Genomic DNA, 20,649 nt, shown 5'->3' on the forward strand with positions numbered 1-20,649 from the left:
TGAGCGTGGCTGAAGGCGGATCGCAGGATCAGACATTGGTGTCGGGCGTAGCCGGGCGCTATGCCACGGCGCTATTCGAACTGGCTTCGGAGGCCAGTGCGATCGACGCCGTTTCGGCCGATCTCGACGCATTCAGCGCGATGATCGCCGAGAGCGACGATCTGAAGCGGCTGATCAGCAGCCCGGTCTTCACGGCCGAGGAGCAGGTCTCTGCAATCACCGCCCTGCTGGCCAAGGCGGGCATCGGCGGTATCGCCGGCAATTTCATCGGTTTCGTCGCCAGCAAGCGCCGCCTGTTCGCGCTGTCGGGCATGATCCGCGGTTATCGTGCGCTCGTCGCCGAAGCCAAGGGCATCGTCAGTGCCGAAGTCACGGTCGCCGAGGAGCCGTCGGCCAAGCGCCTCGACGAGATCCGCGCGACGCTCAAGGATGTGGCGGGCAAGGATGTTGCCGTCGCTATCAAGGTCGATCCGGCCATCATTGGCGGTCTCGTCGTCAAGATGGGTTCGCGGATGGTCGACGCCTCGCTGAAAACCAAACTCAATTCAATTCGTCTTGCCATGAAAGAGGTCGGCTGATGGAAATCCGCCCCGCTGAAATCTCCGCGATCCTGAAGGCTCAGATCAGCAATTTCGGGTCGGAAGCCTCCGTCACCGAAGTCGGTCAGGTTCTCTCCGTCGGCGACGGCATCGCCCGCGTCTACGGCCTCGACAAGGTCCAGGCCGGTGAGATGGTCGAGTTCGAGAGTGGCGTGCGCGGCATGGCGCTCAACCTCGAGAGCGACAATGTCGGCGTCGTCATCTTCGGCTCCGACCGAGAGATCAAGGAAGGCCAGACCGTCAAGCGCACCGGCGCGATCGTTGACGTGCCGGTCGGCAAGGAGCTGCTCGGCCGCGTCGTCGACGCGCTCGGCAACCCGATCGACGGCAAGGGCCCGATCAAGGCAAAGATCCGTTCGCGCGTCGACGTGAAGGCGCCCGGCATCATTCCGCGCAAGTCCGTGCATGAGCCGATGGCGACTGGCCTCAAGGCGATCGACGCCCTGATCCCGATCGGCCGTGGCCAGCGCGAGCTGATCATCGGCGACCGCCAGACCGGCAAGACCGCCGTGGCGCTCGACACGATCCTCAACCAGAAGGCCCTGAACGAAGGCACGGACGAGAGCCAGAAGCTCTACTGCGTCTATGTCGCCATCGGTCAGAAGCGTTCCACCGTCGCGCAGTTCGTGAAGGTGCTCGAGGAGCGCGGTGCGCTCGAATACTCGATCGTCGTGGCGGCCACGGCCTCCGATCCGGCCCCGATGCAGTTCCTGGCTCCGTTCGCCGGCTGCGCCATGGGCGAGTATTTCCGCGACAACGGCATGCACGCCGTCATCATCTATGACGACCTGTCGAAGCAGGCCGTCGCCTACCGCCAGATGTCGCTCCTGCTGCGCCGCCCGCCGGGCCGCGAAGCCTATCCGGGCGACGTGTTCTATCTCCACTCCCGCCTGCTCGAGCGCGCCGCCAAGATGGGCGACGAGGCCGGCAAGGGCTCGCTGACGGCGCTGCCGGTCATCGAAACCCAGGCCAACGACGTGTCGGCCTACATCCCGACCAACGTGATCTCGATCACCGACGGCCAGATCTTCCTCGAGACCGACCTGTTCTACCAGGGCATCCGCCCGGCCGTGAACGTCGGCCTCTCGGTGTCGCGCGTCGGTTCGGCCGCGCAGACCAAGGCGACCAAGAAGGTTGCCGGCAAGATCAAGGGCGAGCTCGCGCAGTATCGCGAGATGGCTGCCTTCGCGCAGTTCGGTTCGGATCTCGACGCGGTCACGCAGCGCCTGCTCAACCGCGGCGCCCGCCTGACCGAGCTCCTGAAGCAGGGGCAGTTCTCGCCGCTGAAGATGGAAGAGCAGACGGTCGTGATCTATGCCGGCGTGAACGGCTATCTCGACCCGCTGCCGGTCAACAAGGTTCGCGCTTTCGAGGACGGCCTGCTCGCGCTGGTGCGCGGCAAGCATATCGCCCTACTCAACGAAATCCGCGACACCAAGGATCTTTCGGACGCGAATGCCGCGAAGCTGAAAGAGATCGTCGCTGATTACGCCAAGTCGTTCGCTTGAGGTCGACCGGGGTTTCATCACCCCGGCAATATGAGGATCGTCGATGCCTTCATTGAAGGATCTGCGAAATCGTATCGCCTCAGTGAAGGCGACGCAGAAGATCACCAAGGCCATGCAGATGGTCGCGGCTGCCAAGCTGCGCCGCGCCCAGAGCGCGGCGGAAGCGGCGCGTCCCTATGCCGAGCGCATGGAGACGGTGCTTGCCAGTCTGGCTGCTGGTGTCGCCGGTGACGGCGCTCCAAGGCTGATTGGCGGCACGGGCTCGGACAAGGTCCATCTGCTCGTCGTCTGCACGGCCGAGCGCGGCCTGTGCGGCGCCTTCAACTCTTCGATCGCGCGTCTGGCGCGTGACAAGGCGCAGGCGCTGAAGGCCGAGGGCAAGACGGTCAAGATCATCTGCGTCGGCAAGAAGGGCTATGACATCCTGCGCCGGCAGTTCGAGCAGGACATCATCGAGTTGGTCGACCTGCGCGGCTTCAAGCAAGTCGGCTTCGTCAATGCCGAGACAATCGCGCAGAACGTCCTGGCACGCTTCGACGCCGGCGAGTTCGATGTCGCGACGCTGTTCTTCTCGAAGTTCAGGTCGGTGATCTCGCAGATCCCGACGGCCCAGCGCATCATTCCGGCCGAAATCCCGGCGGGGACCAAGACGACCGACGCCGTCTATGAGTACGAGCCCGACGAGGGCGAAATTCTCGACGTTCTGCTGCCACGCAACCTGACTGTCCAGGTGCTGCGGGCGCTTCTCGAGAATGCCGCTTCCGAGCAGGGCGCGCGCATGTCGGCGATGGATTCCGCCACGCGTAACGCCGGTGAGATGATCAAGAAGCAGACGCAGCTCTACAACCGCTCGCGTCAGGCAATGATCACCAAGGAACTCATCGAAATCATCTCCGGAGCGGAAGCGCTCTAACGCCTGAAGGGCCTGCGCGGCGCTTAAGCCCGCAGGCTTGTCCGTAAAGCTGAACGCTCATCGAGGTTCGACCATGGCCAAAGCCGCAACCAAGACCACCAAGACCAAGACCGAGAAGTCCGCCAATACCGGTACGGGCCGCGTCGCTCAGGTCATCGGCGCCGTCGTCGACGTGCAGTTCGATGGCGAGCTGCCGGCGATCCTGAACGCGCTCGAGACCACGAACCTGGGCAACCGCCTGGTTCTCGAGGTTGCGCAGCACCTCGGCGAGAACACCGTGCGCTGCATCGCGATGGATTCGAGCGAAGGTCTGGTCCGTGGCCAGGAAGTGAGCGACACCGGCGCGCCGATCGCGGTTCCGGTTGGCGACGAGTGCCTCGGCCGCATCATGAACGTCATCGGCGAGCCGGTCGACGAGGCTGGCCCGATCAAGACCTCCACCACTCGCGGCATCCACCAGCCTGCGCCGAGCTATGCCGAGCAGGCCACGGAAGCGCAGATCCTGGTCACCGGCATCAAGGTCGTCGACCTGCTGGCTCCCTACGCGAAGGGCGGCAAGATCGGCCTGTTCGGCGGCGCCGGCGTCGGCAAGACCGTTCTGATCATGGAGCTGATCAACAACGTCGCCAAGGCCCATGGCGGCTACTCGGTGTTCGCCGGCGTCGGTGAGCGCACCCGCGAGGGTAACGACCTCTATCACGAGATGATCGAGTCGGGCGTGAACAAGAAGGGCGGCGGCGAAGGCTCGAAATGCGCCCTCGTCTATGGCCAGATGAACGAGCCCCCGGGCGCCCGCATGCGCGTCGCTCTCTCGGGCCTGACCGTCGCCGAGGATTTCCGCGACCGCGGCCAGGACGTGCTGTTCTTCGTCGACAACATCTTCCGCTTCACGCAGGCCGGCTCGGAAGTGTCCGCGCTGCTCGGCCGTATTCCGTCGGCGGTGGGCTATCAGCCGACGCTGGCGACCGACATGGGCAACCTGCAGGAGCGCATCACCACCACCAACAAGGGCTCGATCACCTCGGTGCAGGCGATCTACGTGCCGGCGGACGATCTGACCGACCCGGCGCCGGCCACCTCCTTCGCCCACTTGGACGCCACGACCGTGCTCTCGCGCTCGATCGCGGAAAAGGGCATCTACCCGGCGGTGGACCCGCTCGACTCGACTTCGCGCATGCTGTCCGCGGCGATCGTCGGTGAAGAGCACTACAACATCGCCCGCCAGGTCCAGCAGATCCTCCAGCGCTACAAGGCGCTGCAGGACATCATCGCGATCCTGGGCATGGACGAGCTCTCGGAAGAGGACAAGATCTCGGTCGCCCGCGCCCGCAAGATCGAGCGCTTCCTGTCGCAGCCCTTCTTCGTCGCCGAAGTCTTCACCGGCTCGCCCGGCAAGCTCGTTGCGCTCGAGGACACCATCAAGGGCTTCAAGGGACTGGTCGAGGGCAAGTACGACCACCTCCCGGAGGCGGCCTTCTACATGGTCGGCTCGATCGACGAAGCAGTCGAGAAGGCCCAGCGCCTGGCTGCCGAAGCGGCGTAATCCGCTGGGGCAACGGCTATCTGGGATGGCGCAAGCCAGCCCGGGAGCCGCGCCCCAGCATCGACGACACAGGCCTTGGCCTGGATCCCGGCTCCACGCTGCGCTCCAGCCGGGATGACTGAAGCAGCGGGAGAGCCCTTGATGGCCACCTTCAAGTTCGAACTCGTCTCGCCGGAGAGCATCCTGTTCTCGGGCGAAGTCGTCAGCGTCATCGTGCCGTCGGTCGAAGGCGAGATGACCATTCTCGCCGGCCACGTGCCGATCGTCGCCGCGCTGAAGCCGGGTATCGTGCTCGCCCAGACGGGGCCGGGCAACGGCAAGGAATTCGTGGTTGGCGGCGGTATCGTCGAAGCCAATCCCACGGCCCTGACGATCCTGACCGAGAAGGCCGGCTTCATCGAGGACGTCGACAATGACGTGCTCGACGCCGAAATCCTCCGGGTCGAAACCCGCCTGGCGGCTGCGCCGACCGAAGACGAACAGCGTCGCCTGCAGGAGCTGCTGATCCAGCTTCATGAGTTCAAGGGCGTCTTCCAGCAGCGCAAGGCTGCGTGAGATCGCGTACCTGCCTTCCGGCATCGAGATGACATAAGGGCCGCGCGAGCGGCCCTTTTTTGTTGCACGTTGCGTCCCGAGATCAGGCCGGTCTGGCGAAATGCCCGAAGGCCTCGGCCACGCGCTCATAGGTCTCGCGCTTGAACGGCGTCACACGGGCCGGCATTTCGGCCAGCGGCAGCCAGGCCCATTCGGTGAACTCCGGTGGGGCGTCCCCGTTCGGGCGGCCGATGTCGATCGCCGCCTCGCTGCCCGTGAAGTGGAATGCGACCCAGCGCTGTTCCTGCCCCGCGAAACGATCGAGCCGGTGCGGCGGCCCGTCATAGGGCGGGAAGTCGTAGCGCCACCACTCCGCGGTGACGCCCAAGAGCGCGGCCTCGCTGATGCCGGTTTCCTCGGCCAGCTCGCGTCGCGCTGCTGCGACGATCTCCTCGGCCGGAGCGATGCCGCCCTGCGGCATCTGCCAGTCATGTCCGGGGTGGACGATCTCCGGGCCGTCGCTCCATGAGCGTCCGGCAAAGACGAGCCCCCGGGCATTGAAGAGCGCAATGCCGACATTGGGCCGATAGGGCTTGTTCACTCGCCCTGCCTTGCTCATTCGCCCATCGCGATCAGGCTGGCATTGCCGCCGGCTGCCGCCGTGTTGACCGTGACCGTCTGCTCCGTCGCGAAACGGGCGAGATAGTGCGGTCCGCCAGCCTTGGGGCCAGTGCCGGACAGGCCGTGACCGCCAAAGGGCTGCACACCGACGACGGCACCGATGATGTTGCGGTTGACGTAGACATTGCCGGTGGAGAGCCGCTCGGCAACCCGCTCGACCGTCGTCTCGATGCGCGAATGCACACCGAGCGTCAGCCCATACCCGGTGGCCTCGATCTGGTTGATGACCTTGTCGAGTTCCCCGGCCTTCCAGCGCACGACATGCAGGATGGGGCCGAAATGCTCCTGGGTGAGGTCGGAGATGTCGTCGAGCTTGACGATATGCGGTGCGACGAAGGTGCCGCCGAGCGCCGGCGTGCTGCCGGCCCATTCGACCCGGCCCTCGGCGCGCATCGCCGCGACATGATTGTCGAGCCGGCTCTTGGCGGCGGCATCGATCACCGGACCGACATGAACGTCGATGGCGCGCGGATCGCCGAGCTTCAACTCCTTCCCGGCACCGACGATCATCTCGAGGATCTTGTCGGCGACATCCTCCTGCACCACCAGGAGGCGCAGCGCCGAGCAGCGCTGCCCGGCCGAGCGGAAGGCCGACATCACGACGTCGTCGGCGACCTGCTCAGGCAGGGCGGTCGCATCGACGATCATGGCGTTGAGGCCGCCTGTCTCTGCGATCAGCGGAACGATCGGCCCATCCTTGGCCGCGAGCGTCCGGTTGATGGCGCGCGCCGTTGCGGTCGAGCCGGTGAAGGCGACGCCGGCCACGGCTGGATGAGCGACGAGCCGGGCGCCGACCTTGCCGTCTCCCGGCACGAGATGGAGGGCGGAAGCTGGAATGCCGGCATCGTGGAGCAGGCGGACCGTAGCGGCGGCGATCAGCGGCGTCTGCGGGGCTGGCTTGGCGACGACGCTATTGCCGGCGACGAGCGCGGCAACGACCTGGCCCGAGAAGATCGCCAGCGGGAAATTCCAGGGCGCGATGCAGACGAACGGCCCGCGCCCACGCAAGATCAGGCGGTTCTCCTCGCCGGTCGGGCCGGGAAGTACCTGCGGCGTGGCGAAATGCGCTTCGGCTTCGGCCGCATAGTAACGGCAGAAATCGACGGCCTCGCGCACCTCCGAAATGGCATCGTCAAGCGTCTTGCCGGCTTCGGCCTGGAGCAGTGCGAGCAGCAGGCCGCGTCGGTCCTCCATCAGGTCCGCAGCCTTGCGCAGGGCGGCAGCGCGCGTCCGGGCGGGGGTGCGGTTCCAGCTGGTGAAGCCGGCCTGGGCCGCCTGGATGGCGCGATCGGCCAGGGCATCATCGGCTTCCAGGACGGTCCCGACCTGCCGGGCATCGATCGGGGACAGGACGGGGCGGGAGACGCCACCGGCCGGCTTGCCGTCGATGATCACCGTCGCCTCGGGGAACGGCTTGGCTGCTGCCTGGCCGATCTCCGACTGAAGCGCGACGAGGCTGGCCTCATGCCCAAGCTCGACGCCGGCCGAGTTCTTGCGCGAGGCGCCAAACATGTCGGCGGGAAGCGGAATTCGGCGATGGCGAGCCGCTGCCGAGGTGCCGATGATGTCGGCAGGGGGTACGAGCAGCTGTGCGACCGGTACGTCAGGGTCGCCGGACACGCTGACGAAGGAGGAGTTCGCGCCGTTCTCGAGCAGACGGCGCACGAGATAGGCAAGCAGATCCTGATGGCCGCCAACCGGGGCGTAGGTGCGGCAGGCGAAGCCGGAATCCTCCTGGAGCAACCTCTCATAGAGCGCCTCGCCCATGCCGTGCAGGCGCTGGAACTCGAAGCCCTGGGAGCCGCCCGCCATCTCGGCGACCGCTGCGACCGTCAATGCGTTGTGGGTGGCGAATTGCGGAATGATGCGTGGACGCAAGGCCAGCAGCTGCGCGGCGCAGGCCTCGTAGTTGAGGTCGGTCATCGCCTTGCGGCTGAACACGGGGTAGTCGGAGAGGCCGCGCTCCTGGGCGCGCTTCAGCTCGGTATCCCAGTAGGCGCCCTTGACCAGGCGCACCATCATGCGGCGGTTGTGGCGCTCGGCCAGGGCCGCGATATGGTCGATCACCGCCGAGGCGCGCTTCTGGTAGGCCTGGATCGCGAGGCCGAAGCCGTCCCAGCCGGCGAGCGTCGGATCTGCCGTCACCGCATCGATGACGTCGAGCGAGAGTTCCAGCCTGTCGGCTTCCTCGGCGTCGATCGTGAAGTTCAGGTCGTAGCCCTTGGCCTGCTGGGCCAGCGTGATGACCTTGGGCACGAGTTCGCTCAGCACGCGCTCGTGGCTGGTGGCCTCATAGCGCGGATGCAGGGCCGACAGCTTGACCGAGATGCCCGGCCTGTTCGGCAGAGGGTCATTGCCGGCCGAGCGGCCGATTGCGTCGATGGCCGCGGCGTAAGAGGCGAAATAGCGGTCGGCATCGGCCTGGGTGCGTGCGCCTTCGCCGAGCATGTCGAAGGAATAGCGATAGAGCTTGCCGGTGCCCGAGCGAGCGCGCTTCAGAGCCTCCTCGATGGTCTGGCCGAGCACGAAATGATTGCCCATGACACGCATCGCCTGGCGGGTGGCGGTGCGGACGGCCGGCAGGCCAAGGCGCTTCGACAGATTGCCGATGATGCTGGTCGGCGTCTCGCCCGGCTGGATGATGCGGGCGGTGATGCCAAGCGCCCAGGACGAAGCCGAGATCAGGAAGGCATCCGATTTGGATTCGTGATGGGCGAAATCGCCCTGGCCGAGCTTGTCCTCGATCAACTGGTCGGCGGTCGTGGAATCCGGCACGCGCAGCAGCGCTTCGGCCAGAACCATCAGCGCAAGTCCCTCCTTGGTCGAGAGCGAGTACTCGCGCAGGAGTTCCTCGATGCCACCCAGGCCGACCTTGCGGGTCCGGATGGCCTCGATCAGCCCGGTCGCGCGCTGGTCGATCCTCGCCTTGGCTGCGGGTTCGCGCCTGGCGCCGGCAAGCAGCCGTGCCGCAATCGTCGTATCGTCTTCGGCATAGGGCGCGCGGAAGGCGTGGCGAGCGGACGGGGCGACCGGACGGGGGGCAGGAGCGGCCATGGTGCGATTCCGAATGAATGACGGGATGATTTCAAGGATCGCGCTTGCGTGGCCGGATATCAATGGCCATTTTCCGTGATAGCCTTTATCTATCTTCGAATATTCCGGAGCTTTTAGAGAATAATCCCGTGCTCGATCGAACCGACCGGCGTATCCTCGCCATGCTGCAATCCGACGGGCGCATCGCCGGCGTCGAACTGGCTGAAAAGGTTGGCCTGTCGCCAACCGCGACCGGTGAGCGACTGAAGCGGCTCTCGCGAGACGGCTACATCACGGGCTATCGCGCGACGCTCGATCCGCTGAAGCTGGGGCTGCATCTGCTGGTCTTCGTCGAGGTCTATCTCGACAAGACGACGCCCGACGCCTTCGAGCGTTTCGCAACCGCGGTGAAACGGGCGCCCGAAGTGCTGGAATGCCACATGGTGGCCGGCGGTTTCGACTATCTCGTGAAGACGCGGGTGGCCGATATGAACGCCTATCGTCGTTTCCTCGGCGAAGTGCTGCTGGCGCTGCCGGCGGTGCGTGAGACGCGGACCTATGCCGTGATGGAGGAGGTCAAGACCGACGGAGCGCTGCCGCTTTAGCCGATCGCGATCGGGCCTGGTGACGTCGCGTTATATTTTAGGCGCAGTGCATGCATTTTCGGCGCTATGCGCTTGACCTTGTTTTGTATTCGGCCAGTTTGAGCATAGGACGCCACGGCATGGGATTTGCTGGTCGCGTTCCGTTCGAACGGGTCCTGCCGACCCGCCTGCATGTGATGATCCGGAGCTGCCGATGTCGACGAACCCGTTCCGCCCCACGATGCTCTCCCGGCGTGGGATGAGCCGTGCGCTGGGCGCCCTGGGGCTCGCCGCAGCCTGCCTGACCGGCGCGGGTCCCTCCTTCGCTCAGACCGCCGTTCGCTTCACGCTCGACTGGCGCTTCGAGGGCCCGGCTGCGCTGTTCCTGATGGCGCAGGAGAAGGGTTATTTCAAAGCCGAGGGCCTCGACGTCACGATCGACACGGGCAACGGCTCGCGCGAGGCGATCCCGCGGGTGGCGTCCGGCACCTACGATGCCGGCTTCGGCGACGTGAATTCGCTGATCCGGTTCCGCGACGAGAATCCCAGCGTCGATCTGAAGGCGGTGATGATGGTCTATGACCGGCCGCCCTTCTCGATCGTCGGCCGCAAGAGCCGGGGCATCAGCGCAGACGTGAAGAGCCTCGAGGGCAAGAAGTTCGGCGCGCCGGCGGCTGACGCGGCCTTTGCGCAATGGCCGATCTTCAAGACCGTCAACAAGCTCGACGACAGCAAGATGCGGATGGAGAATGTCGGCTTCCCCGTGCGTGAGCCGATGTTGGCCTCAGGCGAGGTCGACGCGGTGTTCGGCTTCGCGAACTCCTCCTATATCAACCTGAAATCACGCGGCGTTCCCGTCGACGACATCGTCACTCTGCTGATGTCGGATTACGGCGTCGAGCTCTACGGCAATGTCGTGATGGTCTCGCCGAAATTCGCGGCCGAAAAGCCCGAGGCCGTGCGTGGCCTGCTTCGGGCGATCACCAAAGGCGTTCGCGACACGGTGGCCGACCCGGAACTCGGCGGCAAGCTCGTGATCCAGCGCAACGATGTCGCCAAGCTCGAGGTCGAGGTCGAGCGCCTCAAGATGACGATCGCCCAGAACGTCATGACGCCAGCAGTCAAGGCCGATGGCTTTGGCGGTATCGACAAGGCGCGCTGGGAACGGGCGCTGGACCAGATTGGGCTGACCTTCACGTTCAAGGACAAGGCGAAGGCCGGGGCGGCTTTCGACGACAGCTACCTGCCGCCTGTGGCCGAGCGGAAGTTCTGATGCGCTCGACCTTGCGGGCTCGCGCTTGAGCGCCTTCGTCGAACTCCACGAAGTTACCCATGTCTACGGCGGAGGCGAAAGCACCCCCGCCGTGGACGGGCTTTCGCTGAAGATCCGGGAGGGCGAGTTCGCGGCGATCGTCGGCCCCTCCGGCTGCGGCAAGTCCACGATGATGAAGCTCGCGACCGGCCTGCAGCGGCCCCGGCGCGGCACGGTGATCGTCGCCGGGCAGGGGGTGACGCAGCCGATCAAGATCACCGGCATGGCCTTCCAGAATCCGGTGATGCTGCCCTGGCGCACGACATTGCGGAACCTGTTGCTGCCGCTGGAGATCGTCGAGCCGCATCGTTCGCGCTTGCGTGCCAACAAGTCGGATTATGTCGCGCGGGCCGAGGCTCTGCTCGCCAAGGTCGGACTCGAGGGCATGGGCCAGAAATTCCCCTGGCAGCTGTCCGGCGGCATGCAGCAACGCGCCTCGCTGTGCCGCTCGCTGATCCATGAGCCGAAGCTCCTGATGCTGGATGAGCCCTTCGGTGCGCTCGATGCCTTTACGCGCGAAGAACTCTGGTGCGTGATCCGCGATCTTCATGCCGAGCGCGGCATCACCGTGATCCTGGTGACCCATGATCTGCGCGAGGCCGTTTTCTTGGCCGACCGGGTGTTCTGCATGTCGGCGCGGCCGGGGCGGATCATCGCCGAGCGCGAGATCGATTTTCCGCGCCCGCGTGATCTCGACATCACCTATACGCCTGAATTCGCGTCGGTCGTGCATGAGTTGCGCGGCCATATCCGTACGGCGCGGGAGGCGGCATGAAGCGCTCGCTCTGGCTGAGGCTCGCGCCCTATCTGTTCACGCTTAGCTTCTTCGCGATCTGGGAGATCGCCTGCCGCGCCTTCGCGATCTCCTCCTTCATCCTGCCGCCGCCCTCCGCGATCTGGGCTGCGTTGGTGCAGTATCAAAAGCCGCTCTACACGAACGCCTTTCACACGCTCTGGATGACCACGGCCGGCTTTGTGCTCTCGATCGTGTTCGGTCTGGCGCTCGGCCTGCTCGTCGGCTCGTCCCGGTTGATCTATGCGGGCCTGAACCCGCTGCTTGTCGGCTTCAACTCGATTCCCAAGGTCGCTGTCGTGCCGATCCTGGTGATCTGGTTCGGGGTCGGCTGGCAGCCGCCGGTGCTGACCGCGTTCGTGATTTCGTTCTTCCCGATCGTCGTCAATGTCGCGACCGGGCTGGCCACGATCGAGCCCGAGACCGAGGATGTGCTGAAGGCACTGGGTGCCAGCCGCTACGACATCATGACCAAGGTCGGGATTCCGCGCGCGCTGCCCTATTTCTTCGGGGCGCTGAAGGTTTCGATCACGCTCGCCTATGTCGGCTCGGTGATCGGCGAGCAGAATGCCTCCAATCTCGGCATCGGCAACCTGATCACCCGCGCTTCGGCTGATTTCAACGTGCCGCTGATCTTTGCGGCGCTGATCGTGCTTGCGGTCCTCGGCGTGCTTCTCGTCGCCATCGTCGACCTTGTCGAGAGCCGCATGACGGGCTGGGCCCGGCGTTCGCAGATGGCGAATGGCTGAGCAAGGTGCAGAGCGGATCTGACCTAGCGCCAAGGTGACAGCGCGGCGAGGGCTGCCTATCGTGCCGCGCCATCAACGCCGGACCCTCAATCTTTCATGCTTCCCGATTTGCGCGATTACGGCCGCCTGCGCGAGACCTTCCAGTGGCGGATTCCAGAGCGCTACAACATTGCTGTCGATGTCTGCGATCGCTGGGCCGCGCTGGAGCCCGACCGGCCGGCCATTCTCGACGTCGCCCCTGACTGGACGGTAACGCCGGTCAGCTTCGGCCGGTTGCGAGCGCAATCGAACCGACTGGCGACGGCGCTGTCGATGCGCGGCGTCGGCGTCGGAGATCGGGTCGCGATCCTGCTGCCGCAGGGAGAGGCCGTGCTCACCGCACATCTCGCCGCCTATAAGTTGGGCGCCATCGCGGTGCCGCTGGCCGCGCTCTTCGGGGTCGATGCGCTGGCCTATCGCCTGCGCGATTCCGGCGCGAGCGCGCTCATCTCCAATGCAGCGGGCTTGATGAAGGTTCGGCAGATTGCCGAGCCGCTGCCCGATCTCGACCTGATGGTGTCCACGGATGGCGCCGGGGCGGGTGCTGAGGACTGGGGGCAGTTGCTGGCGGATGCGAGCGAGGATTTCTCAGTTGCGGACACCGGGCCCGACGATCCGGCTCTGATGATCTATACCTCCGGCACCACGGGCAACCCGAAGGGCGCGCTGCATGGCCACAGGGTTCTGCCGGGGCATCTGCCCGGTGTGCAGATGGTGCACGAGTTCCTGCCGATGCCCGGCGACCTCGCCTGGACGCCGGCCGACTGGGCCTGGGCCGGCGGTCTGCTCAATATGCTGCTGCCGGCGCTGCATTTCGGCGTTCCGGTCGTGGCGCGCGCCCATACCCGTTTCGACCCCGAAGACGCCTTTCGGCTGATGGCCGATCTCGGCATCCGCAATGCCTTCATCCCGCCGACAGCGCTCCGGATGCTGCGCAGTGTGGGCAAGCCGCGCGACCGCTTTGACCTGAAACTGCGCACGGTCGCGGCAGCCGGCGAAGCGCTTGGAGCCGAGACGCTGAGCTGGGGCCGCGAGGCGCTGGGGCTGACGATCAACGAGGCTTATGGCCAGACCGAGTGCAATCTCGTGCTGTCGTCCTGCGCGATGATCGGCGTCAGCCGGCCCGGCTTCATCGGCAAGCCGACTCCCGGCCATGAGGTCGCGATCATCCGGCCCGATGGCTCGGAATGCGCGCCGGACGAGGAAGGGCAGATTGCCATCCGGCGGCCGAACCCGGTGATGTTCCTCGGCTATTGGCTCCGGCCGGAGGCGACGGTCGACAAATTCATCGGCGACTGGATGACCACTGGCGATCAGGCCGTGCGGGATGCCGATGGCTATGTCCACTTCGTCGGCCGCGACGACGATGTCATCACCTCATCGGGGTATCGGATCGGGCCGGGGGAGATCGAGGACTGCCTGCTGAAGCATCCGGCGGTTTCGCTGGCGGCGGTCGTCGGCAAGCCGGACGAACTCCGGACCGAGATCGTCAAGGCCTTCGTCGTGCCGAATGCCGGCTTCGCGCCTTCGCAGGATCTGGCCGGTGAACTTCAACGCTTCGTGCGCGAGCGGCTCTCGGCGCACGAATATCCGCGCGAGATCGCCTTTCGCGAGGAACTGCCGCTGACGACGACGGGCAAGATCATCCGGCGGCTGTTGCGCGCGGAGGCGTGAGCGCCGCCGAAGCCTGACCAAGGAAGGCGGCCCAGAGGCGCTGCACCATCGCCTCGTCGAGGTCCTTGACGATGAGGACCAGGCGCGAGCGTTGGTCTGCATCAGGCCAGCTGTCGAGCAGGATCGGGGGATGCAGGATCTGCTGGACCGCATGGACCAGCAGCGGCTGGCCGGCGTGTTCGGCTATGGCGACGAGCCCCTTCAGCCGCAGGAGCTTCGCCCCGTGGGTCGAGCGCAGCAAGGTCCAGAACAGCTCGAAGGTCGCCAGATTGATCGGAGCATCAGCCGAGAGCGAGAAGGCGCGGATGCTCTCGTCATGCCTGTTCACATCATGATGATGATTGTCATGCCCGTGCCCGTGTCCATCGGCGTGATGATCGTGATCGTGATTGTGATGGTGATGGCCGCCCGAGCCGGTCGCCAGAGCCTCGACGGCAAGCCAGTTCCGCAGGGCCTGGGGCCTGTCGGCAAGGTCGTAGAGGCCGGCGCTGATCAAGTCCGCAGCCGGAGCATCCGGCGCGAGAAGGTTGATCCCGGGATTGAGCGCCAGGAGTCGCTGGCGTAGCACCTCGACCGCCTGACCATCCGCGACCAGGTCCGCCTTGGTCAGCACGATCCTGTCGGCCGCGACCACCTGCTTGCGCGCCTCCTCATGGGCGTCGAGCGTCGCCATGCCGTTGACGGCATCGACCAGCGTGACGACGCCGTCGAGCCTGAAGCGCATGGCGAGATAGGGGTGGTTGATCAGCACATTGAGGATCGGTGCCGGGTCGGCAAGGCCGGTGGTCTCGATCACCACGCGTTTGAATGGCGCGATGCGATGGTTGTCGCGGCGGCGCAAGAGGTCTTCCAGCGTGACGATGAGGTCATCGCGGATGGTGCAGCAGAGGCAGCCGGAGGCGAGCAGAACCATGTTCTCCTCGACACCCTCGATCATCAGATGGTCGAGCCCGATCTCGCCGAACTCGTTGACGATCACGAGGGTATCGGCAAGCGCGGGGTCCTTGAGCAGCCGGTTGAGCAGGGTCGTCTTGCCGGCTCCAAGGAAGCCCGTGAGCAAGGTCAACGGGATCGGGATGGGTCTCTGGTCGCTACCGGTCATGTCGGGCATCATCGATCAAGGCTAAGGGCAGGCACGCGTCGCGCCCGATTTTGTTCCAATATTACATTAGCCATGATCGCGACGACGACAAGGGCGCCGCCCGCATATTGCAGCGCGCCGACCCGCTCGCCGAGCATCACGGCGGCTATCCCGACGGCAAAGACCGGCTCGGCACAAAAGGTGAGGGCAGCGGGGCCTGGCGCGACACGGGCCAATGCCATCACCTGGAACAGGAAGCCGACGAGATAGCCGCCAATGGTGATCGCGACGGCCATCGGTGCCAAGGCCAGCGCGCTCGGAAGGGCAAAGCCGCCAACGAAAGCGAGAATGCCCGCTGTCACCGGCAGGATGAGCAGATGCGACCAGAACAGTTTTGGCGCGAGCGGCGTCGCGGCGCAGGCGGAGCCCGCGAAAAACTGTGCCGCGGCCGCGAGGCTGGCTGCGAGCGCGAGCGCAAGCCCGCGCGGATCGAGCCCATGCAGATCGGGCCCGACGACCATGCCGACACCGAGAAAGGCGGTCAGCGCCACCGCAAGTCGGTCGAGGCTGAAGCGCGCAGGCGTCAGCAGCGGCTCGGCCAGGACGATGATAACCGGGTAGGTGTAGAAAATGACGGCGGCGACGGTCACGGGCAGGAAGGCGACCGAGGACAGGTAAGCCGAGCCGACGAGAGCGCTGGTCAGGCCGAAGGCCAGCAGCGCCCGGTATTGGTGCCGCGGAACCCTGAAGTTTGCCCGCAGAAGCCAGGCGGCTCCGGCCACCAGCGCGAGCATGATGAAAACCCGGTAGAAAACCAGCAGCGGCCCGCTCAGGCCGGCCTGGCCCGCGAGCTGGGCCGAGACGATGTTGCTGCCATAGGCGGCAGCCGAGGCAAACGCCAGGGCGATGCCGTGTCGACTGGCGGTGCGGGCTGTCTCGGCGCGCACCCTCCAGGACTCAGGCGTCGTCGTTCACCTTGGCTTTCGGCTTGACGGGGGGCTTCACGGCGCCTGTGCGGGCCGGCTGAGGCTTGGGTTCGCTCTGCCCCGGCTTGGTCTTGGCCTTTGCCGCCGCTTCCGGCTTGGCCTTCGCCGCCGCGTCGGGCTTGGCGGGGGCCGGCCTTACTGGCGGGCGGGCGGCCTGTTTGATGCCTGCGGCCGAGCCAGGGCGCAGGCTGGACGCCGCCGCCGCGCCGGGCCGGATCGCGCCCTGCAGCTTCATGGGGCCGCTCTGGAAGGCATTCGACGGAGGCTGGACATCCTCGCTGCTCGGAGCGAAGGCCGTCGTCCCGCGCGGAATGGCGCCATTGCTCGAGGCGGTGCGTGTCGATGGGCCGGATGCTACTCCGGCGGACACCGGGGCTCCTGGCGTAATGACCGGCGCGCGATCGCGGGCGAACTGCGTGTCGGGCCGCGCTGTGACATTGGCGGCGAGCGGGGCCGAAGCAGAGCTCGGTGAGCGGCCGAAGGAGACCTGTACCGGTGTCATGGGCGCGCGCGGCCCGAGCGTGATCCGGCCGGAGGGCGTGCGCATCAGCAGGGCGCCTGTGGCGCGAGCCTGCGGCTGCGGTCCGCCGAAGCGCTCGCTCATGGCGTTGTCATTGCCGCTGCCGGATGCGGCATTGGCGGCGATGGGGCCGGACACGTCGGAATCGTCGGCCAAAGCCACGCCGCCGCCTCTGCGGCGAACCTCGTCGCAGATATTGTTGGCGCGTCCACCATTGCCGGAGGGCAGGCTGGCGAGGGTGTAGCCGGAGCCTCCCCATTTCGAGAAGCCGTCATCGAGCAACTGCGCCGCCTTGACGGTGCGTTCGGAGGCGGACAGCGCACCCAGCACGACCGCGACGAGCGTGCGGCCGCCACGCGTCGCCGTCGCCACGACGTTGAAACCCGAGGCACAGACGAAACCGGTCTTCATGCCGGAGATGCCGGAATAGCGTCCGACGAGGCCGTTCGTGTTCTGGAGAACCTGCTTGCCGAGCTGAACCGAGCCGGTGTTCCAGTAATCGGAATAGTCCGGGAATTCGCGCATCAGCGCCATGGCGAGAACCGCGAGGTCGCGGGCGCTGACCTGCTGGTTCGGATCATGCCAGCCATTCGGATTGGTGAAGACCGTGTCATTCATGCCGAGGCGCTGGGCTTCGGCATTCATCATCCCGACGAAGGTCTCGACATCGCCGCCGACGCCCTCGGCGATGACATAGGCGATGTCGTTGGCCGATTTCACCATCATGATGCGCAGGGCGTTGTCGAGCGTGATCTCCTGCCCGGCGCGGATATAGACCTTGACGCGCGGCTGGCTCGCGGCCCGCTTCGAGGCGGGGATCGCCGTTTCAAGCCCGAGCTTGCCGGCCCGCACTGCCTTGAGCGCCAGATAGGCCGTCATCATCTTCGTGGTCGAGGCCGGGTGCCAGGCCTGGCTGGCATTCTCGCTGGAGAGAACGGCGCCACTGGACGCATCGACCACCAGACTCGTGCCGGCGAGGGCCGGAGCGCTGACGGACAGGGCAAGGGCGAGGACAGCGAGACGGGGAGCGTTCATCGGGCGGGTCTTGAGCCTGTCTGGACGAGGGTTGAAGGCGCAGGGTTCAACGCGACGCGTGCGGCATTTTCGAGACGGCGCGACCGATCGGCCCGCCCATGGACGCATACCTACCCCCAGCGGAGCGATTTGCCTAGTCATGTCGGGCGGCCGTAAAGCCTTGGTCACAGTTCCAGCCCCGGATGCCCGCGTGAGCTTTACCCTCTTCTGGATCCCGGCAACGATCGTCGCCTCGCTGCTGCAGACGGCGCGCAACCTCACCCAGCGCTCGCTGACGGAGGTGATCGGCGTCGTCGGCGCGACGCAGGTGCGCTTCCTGTTCGGTCTGCCCTTCGCGCTGCTGTTCCTGCTCCTCGTCTGCCTTGGCCTGGGGCGCCTGCCGCCGCAGATCAGCCTTGCGACGCTCGGCATCACGAGCTGGGGCGCGCTGACCCAGATCGCGGCGACGGCCCTGATGCTGGCGGCGATGAGAGAGCGCTCCTTCGCCGTGACCACCGCCTATACCAAGACGGAGCCAGTCCAGGTGGCGGTCTTCGGAGCGCTGCTGCTCGGGGATGCGCTGAGCCCGGCGAAATTCGCAGCGATCGTGATCGCAACGGCCGGTGTCGTCCTGGTTTCCTGGAAGCCGGGCGAAAAGCTGAGCCGGGCGGGCCTGCGTCCCGCGCTGCTCGGCATCGGCTCAGGCGCCTGCTTCGCGCTGTCGGCCATCGGCTATCGCGGCGCGATCCAGTCTCTGCCGGATGGCGACTTCCTGATCCGGGCGACGACGACCCTTGCTCTGGGGCTGGGCCTGCAGACACTGATCCTGACGCTCTACATGCTGATCGCCAACCGCAAGGCGCTGGTCCTGAGCCTGAAGAACTGGCGCCGTTCGCTGACGGCGGGTTTCCTTGGCGCGGCGGCTTCGCAGTTCTGGTTCATCGGCTTCTCGCTGACGACGGCGGCCAATGTCCGGACCCTGGCTTTGATCGAAGTGCCACTGGCGCAGATCGCCTCGCGCAAGATGTTCTCGGAAGGTACGACGCGGCGCGAACTGCTGGGCATGGCAATGATCGTCTTCGGTGTCGGCCTGCTCCTGATGCTGGCGATTTAGCCGGCCGCCGCTCCACGGAACCGCTTGGGCGACTATCTTGCGGACACGGCCGATCTTGGGTGCCTGACAGGTTCGACCCAGCGCCGATATGTGCCGGCTGACCGATGAACAGCCGCGCCGCAACGGGTGGCGAGGCTGCCTCTCCGTACGACATGTCCGGTGGTTCCTGTGACCGATCATGGTGCTGCGATAGCACCGCGCTTGACCTACGCATATCTCGGCGGTTATGAGTCAAATCAATAGCCAATGAGTTATGGGTTCCGATGCTGAACGCTCACGACGCGCTCTTCAGGACGCTCGCCGATCCGACGCGGCGGGGCATTTTCGAACGGCTGTGTCGCGAAGGTGAGCAGACGGTCGGGGCACTCACAGCCCAAGCCGGGATCTCGCAGCCGGCCGTTTCAAAGCATCTCGGCATTCTGAAGCAGGCCGGGCTGGTGCGGGATCGCCATGAAGGGCGTCAGACGCATTATAGCGCGCAAATCGGCGCCCTGGGCCCGCTGATCGACTGGACGAACCAAATGGCCGGGTTCTGGCACAGTAAATTCGACGACCTCGAAGACCTGCTGAAGAGGATGGACCAATGAACGAAACGTCGACCGAAACGCTCTCGGTCGTTGTCGAGCGTGAGATAGCCCATCCGTCGGAAAAGCTCTGGCGCGCTCTCACGCAACCGCATCTCATCGAGGAGTGGCTGATGAAGAACAACTTCAAGCCAGATCTGGGCCACCGGTTCAATCTCAGCGCGGACTGGGGCGTCGTCGAGTGTCAAATTCAGGCGATCGAGCCGCACAAGACGCTGACCTACACGTGGAACACCAAGGATCTCGAGAGCGTCGTCACCTGGACGCTCATCCCTACGAGCACCGGGACCTTTCTGCGCATGGAGCAGACGGGGTTCAGGCCGGACCAGCAGCCCTATTACCGGGGAGCAATGGCTGGCTGGCCGCGGTTCTTTGGAAATCTGGAAGAGGTCATGGCGCGGACGGATTGACGTCTGCGTCGCCCGATCCGCTGCACCTTGCCCTCAGAGGAGGTCCCAATGAACTGGAACGACTGGATTCGGCAGATCCACCGCTGGATGTCGATTATCTTTACGGTGGTCGTCATCGCGATCTTCATCGCCTTGGGCCTTGGGAAGCAGCCTGCCGAGTGGGTGTATTTCCTGCCGCTGTTCCCGCTCTTCGTGCTTCTGCCCACCGGTCTCTACATGTTCGCGCTGCCCTATGCCGCCAAATCGGGCGGCGGCCGACGCACCGCCAGACAGCAGTGAAGATGATGACTGGGATGTCCAGAAAGCCGGAGCAGGCCACGGAGAACGAGGCCGCCGAGCCGGTTCTCGAGAAGCGGGCCAGACCGCGCAGATCGGCGCTGAAGGCGCAGCCGGGCGAAGTCGTCCTGCTTTCGGGTGGCAATCCCCAGATTGCCAAGGGCTATGGTGACGCCCCCGTGCAGGCCTATATCGCGGCCATGCCGGGCTGGAAAAGCGACGTCGGACGCCGCCTCGATGCCATCATCGAGCGCACCGTTCCCGGGGCGCGCAAGGCGGTCAAATGGAATTCGCCCTTCTACGGAGTGGAGGGTCAGGACCAAGGCTGGTTCCTCGGCTTTCATTGCCTCACGACATACGTGAAAGTTGCGTTCTTCCGCGGCGCATCGCTGAGCCCTGTTCCGCTCGGTGCGTCCAAGCAGAAGGACGTGCGCTATCTCGATATCCATGAGGGCGAACTCGACGAGGCGCAGTTCGCCGCTTGGGTGAAACAAGCCAGTCAGCTGCCCGGCGAGAAAATGTAGGCCGTCAGTTGGACGTGCCGCGGGCACAGGTGGACGCGGAAAGCTCGACCAGGCAAGCCCAGCACAGTCTCCAGCGTCATGCAGAGAGCCGGCGCAGAATGCGCGAACAGGCTCATCCTCTCCCCTCATGGGCGGCAACGCGCTATATCGTTACGAGCGGGGCTTCGCGGGCAGTCCC

Annotated in this window: 20 protein-coding genes; 15 read left to right on the forward strand and 5 right to left on the reverse strand. The window is 65.6% G+C overall.

Annotated features, from left to right (window positions below; genetic code table 11):
* The first annotated feature begins 5 nt into the window (after positions 1-5).
* The 5 genes from AC1DGP_RS18230 (at position 6) to atpC (ending at position 5,118) form a co-directional block, all read left to right on the forward strand.
* Entirely contained in the window at positions 6-578 is a 573-nt protein-coding gene (locus tag AC1DGP_RS18230; protein WP_441488038.1) for a F0F1 ATP synthase subunit delta, read from the forward strand.
* Positions 578-2,107: a F0F1 ATP synthase subunit alpha gene (gene atpA / locus AC1DGP_RS18235; RefSeq protein ID WP_441488039.1), complete on the forward strand. Its 1,530-nt coding sequence runs from the start codon at positions 578-580 to the stop codon at positions 2,105-2,107. Before AC1DGP_RS18230 ends, atpA begins: the two co-directional genes overlap by 1 nt.
* Positions 2,108-2,150: 43 nt before the next feature.
* Complete coding sequence (locus AC1DGP_RS18240; RefSeq protein WP_441504437.1) at positions 2,151-3,020, forward strand: F0F1 ATP synthase subunit gamma; 870 nt, start codon at positions 2,151-2,153, stop codon at positions 3,018-3,020.
* Between the two features lie 73 nt (positions 3,021-3,093).
* Positions 3,094-4,563, forward strand: a complete 1,470-nt coding sequence (gene atpD, locus AC1DGP_RS18245) for a F0F1 ATP synthase subunit beta (RefSeq protein WP_113517308.1) — start codon at positions 3,094-3,096, stop codon at positions 4,561-4,563.
* A 141-nt stretch (positions 4,564-4,704) separates the two neighbouring features.
* Positions 4,705-5,118 (forward strand): ATP synthase F1 subunit epsilon, encoded by a 414-nt coding sequence (gene atpC, locus AC1DGP_RS18250; protein ID WP_441488041.1) that lies wholly within the window; start codon positions 4,705-4,707, stop codon positions 5,116-5,118.
* 82 nt (positions 5,119-5,200) lie between these two features.
* Here the strand turns inward: atpC and AC1DGP_RS18255 are convergent, their stop codons facing one another.
* Positions 5,201-5,716, reverse strand: coding sequence for an RNA pyrophosphohydrolase (locus AC1DGP_RS18255; RefSeq protein ID WP_441504438.1), 516 nt, complete (start codon positions 5,714-5,716; stop codon positions 5,201-5,203).
* On the reverse strand, positions 5,713-8,832 hold the full coding sequence (gene putA / locus AC1DGP_RS18260) for a bifunctional proline dehydrogenase/L-glutamate gamma-semialdehyde dehydrogenase PutA (RefSeq protein ID WP_441504439.1): 3,120 nt from the start codon (positions 8,830-8,832) through the stop codon (positions 5,713-5,715). Before putA ends, AC1DGP_RS18255 begins: the two co-directional genes overlap by 4 nt.
* Positions 8,833-8,960: 128 nt before the next feature.
* On the opposite strand from putA, the gene AC1DGP_RS18265 reads away from it, so the two are divergent.
* From AC1DGP_RS18265 to AC1DGP_RS18285, 5 genes are all read left to right on the forward strand, one after another.
* Positions 8,961-9,416 carry an Lrp/AsnC ligand binding domain-containing protein gene (locus AC1DGP_RS18265; protein ID WP_441488044.1) on the forward strand — a complete coding sequence of 152 codons (456 nt, stop codon included), beginning with the start codon at positions 8,961-8,963 and terminating at the stop codon, positions 9,414-9,416.
* Positions 9,417-9,609: 193 nt separating this feature from the next.
* Entirely contained in the window at positions 9,610-10,668 is a 1,059-nt protein-coding gene (locus tag AC1DGP_RS18270; RefSeq protein ID WP_441504440.1) for an ABC transporter substrate-binding protein, read from the forward strand.
* Between the two features lie 25 nt (positions 10,669-10,693).
* On the forward strand, positions 10,694-11,482 hold the full coding sequence (locus tag AC1DGP_RS18275; RefSeq protein ID WP_441504441.1) for an ABC transporter ATP-binding protein: 789 nt from the start codon (positions 10,694-10,696) through the stop codon (positions 11,480-11,482).
* Positions 11,479-12,249: an ABC transporter permease gene (locus AC1DGP_RS18280; RefSeq protein ID WP_441504442.1), complete on the forward strand. Its 771-nt coding sequence runs from the start codon at positions 11,479-11,481 to the stop codon at positions 12,247-12,249. The genes AC1DGP_RS18275 and AC1DGP_RS18280 overlap by 4 nt, the downstream gene beginning before the upstream one ends.
* A 96-nt stretch (positions 12,250-12,345) precedes the next feature.
* Entirely contained in the window at positions 12,346-13,962 is a 1,617-nt protein-coding gene (locus tag AC1DGP_RS18285) for an AMP-binding protein (RefSeq protein WP_441504443.1), read from the forward strand.
* Here the strand turns inward: AC1DGP_RS18285 and AC1DGP_RS18290 are convergent.
* The 3 genes from AC1DGP_RS18290 to AC1DGP_RS18300 are packed head-to-tail and all read right to left on the reverse strand — an operon-like array spanning position 13,931 to position 17,584.
* A complete protein-coding gene (locus AC1DGP_RS18290; RefSeq protein WP_441504444.1) occupies positions 13,931-15,073 on the reverse strand; it encodes a CobW family GTP-binding protein in 1,143 nt (380 codons plus the stop codon). The two genes, AC1DGP_RS18285 and AC1DGP_RS18290, sit on opposite strands and share 32 nt — an antisense overlap.
* Positions 15,073-15,990: a DMT family transporter gene (locus AC1DGP_RS18295; protein ID WP_441504445.1), complete on the reverse strand. Its 918-nt coding sequence runs from the start codon at positions 15,988-15,990 to the stop codon at positions 15,073-15,075. Before AC1DGP_RS18295 ends, AC1DGP_RS18290 begins: the two co-directional genes overlap by 1 nt.
* 10 nt (positions 15,991-16,000) lie before the next feature.
* Positions 16,001-17,584 (reverse strand): D-alanyl-D-alanine carboxypeptidase family protein, encoded by a 1,584-nt coding sequence (locus tag AC1DGP_RS18300; RefSeq protein WP_441504446.1) that lies wholly within the window; start codon positions 17,582-17,584, stop codon positions 16,001-16,003.
* A gap of 190 nt (positions 17,585-17,774) precedes the next feature.
* Between AC1DGP_RS18300 and AC1DGP_RS18305 the strand changes: the two genes are divergently transcribed.
* From AC1DGP_RS18305 to AC1DGP_RS18325, 5 genes are all read left to right on the forward strand, one after another.
* Positions 17,775-18,677 (forward strand): EamA family transporter, encoded by a 903-nt coding sequence (locus AC1DGP_RS18305; RefSeq protein WP_441488052.1) that lies wholly within the window; start codon positions 17,775-17,777, stop codon positions 18,675-18,677.
* A 263-nt stretch (positions 18,678-18,940) separates the two neighbouring features.
* Positions 18,941-19,264 carry an ArsR/SmtB family transcription factor gene (locus AC1DGP_RS18310; RefSeq protein WP_441488053.1) on the forward strand — a complete coding sequence of 108 codons (324 nt, stop codon included), beginning with the start codon at positions 18,941-18,943 and terminating at the stop codon, positions 19,262-19,264.
* Positions 19,261-19,671, forward strand: a complete 411-nt coding sequence (locus AC1DGP_RS18315; RefSeq protein ID WP_441504447.1) for an SRPBCC family protein — start codon at positions 19,261-19,263, stop codon at positions 19,669-19,671. Before AC1DGP_RS18310 ends, AC1DGP_RS18315 begins: the two co-directional genes overlap by 4 nt.
* 48 nt (positions 19,672-19,719) lie before the next feature.
* Complete coding sequence (locus AC1DGP_RS18320; RefSeq protein ID WP_441488055.1) at positions 19,720-19,950, forward strand: hypothetical protein; 231 nt, start codon at positions 19,720-19,722, stop codon at positions 19,948-19,950.
* A 5-nt stretch (positions 19,951-19,955) separates the two neighbouring features.
* Complete coding sequence (locus AC1DGP_RS18325) at positions 19,956-20,471, forward strand: DUF1801 domain-containing protein (protein WP_441504448.1); 516 nt, start codon at positions 19,956-19,958, stop codon at positions 20,469-20,471.
* Positions 20,472-20,649: the final 178 nt, after the last annotated feature.

Source organism: Allobosea sp. 05T433, from assembly GCF_056396065.1.

Bases quoted from the DNA above. Each gene is read 5' to 3' on its own strand.
- atpA (WP_441488039.1), top strand. From the start codon at position 578: ATGGAAATCCGCCCCGCTGAAATCTCCGCGATCCTGAAGGCTCAGATC.
- AC1DGP_RS18240 (WP_441504437.1), top strand. From the start codon at position 2,151: ATGCCTTCATTGAAGGATCTGCGAAATCGTATCGCCTCAGTGAAGGCG.
- atpD (WP_113517308.1), top strand. From the start codon at position 3,094: ATGGCCAAAGCCGCAACCAAGACCACCAAGACCAAGACCGAGAAGTCC.
- atpC (WP_441488041.1), top strand. From the start codon at position 4,705: ATGGCCACCTTCAAGTTCGAACTCGTCTCGCCGGAGAGCATCCTGTTC.
- AC1DGP_RS18255 (WP_441504438.1), bottom strand. From the start codon at position 5,716: ATGAGCAAGGCAGGGCGAGTGAACAAGCCCTATCGGCCCAATGTCGGC.
- putA (WP_441504439.1), bottom strand. From the start codon at position 8,832: ATGGCCGCTCCTGCCCCCCGTCCGGTCGCCCCGTCCGCTCGCCACGCC.
- AC1DGP_RS18270 (WP_441504440.1), top strand. From the start codon at position 9,610: ATGTCGACGAACCCGTTCCGCCCCACGATGCTCTCCCGGCGTGGGATG.
- AC1DGP_RS18280 (WP_441504442.1), top strand. From the start codon at position 11,479: ATGAAGCGCTCGCTCTGGCTGAGGCTCGCGCCCTATCTGTTCACGCTT.
- AC1DGP_RS18285 (WP_441504443.1), top strand. From the start codon at position 12,346: ATGCTTCCCGATTTGCGCGATTACGGCCGCCTGCGCGAGACCTTCCAG.
- AC1DGP_RS18290 (WP_441504444.1), bottom strand. From the start codon at position 15,073: ATGCCCGACATGACCGGTAGCGACCAGAGACCCATCCCGATCCCGTTG.
- AC1DGP_RS18300 (WP_441504446.1), bottom strand. From the start codon at position 17,584: ATGAACGCTCCCCGTCTCGCTGTCCTCGCCCTTGCCCTGTCCGTCAGC.
- AC1DGP_RS18310 (WP_441488053.1), top strand. From the start codon at position 18,941: ATGCTGAACGCTCACGACGCGCTCTTCAGGACGCTCGCCGATCCGACG.
- AC1DGP_RS18315 (WP_441504447.1), top strand. From the start codon at position 19,261: ATGAACGAAACGTCGACCGAAACGCTCTCGGTCGTTGTCGAGCGTGAG.
- AC1DGP_RS18320 (WP_441488055.1), top strand. From the start codon at position 19,720: ATGAACTGGAACGACTGGATTCGGCAGATCCACCGCTGGATGTCGATT.
- AC1DGP_RS18325 (WP_441504448.1), top strand. From the start codon at position 19,956: ATGACTGGGATGTCCAGAAAGCCGGAGCAGGCCACGGAGAACGAGGCC.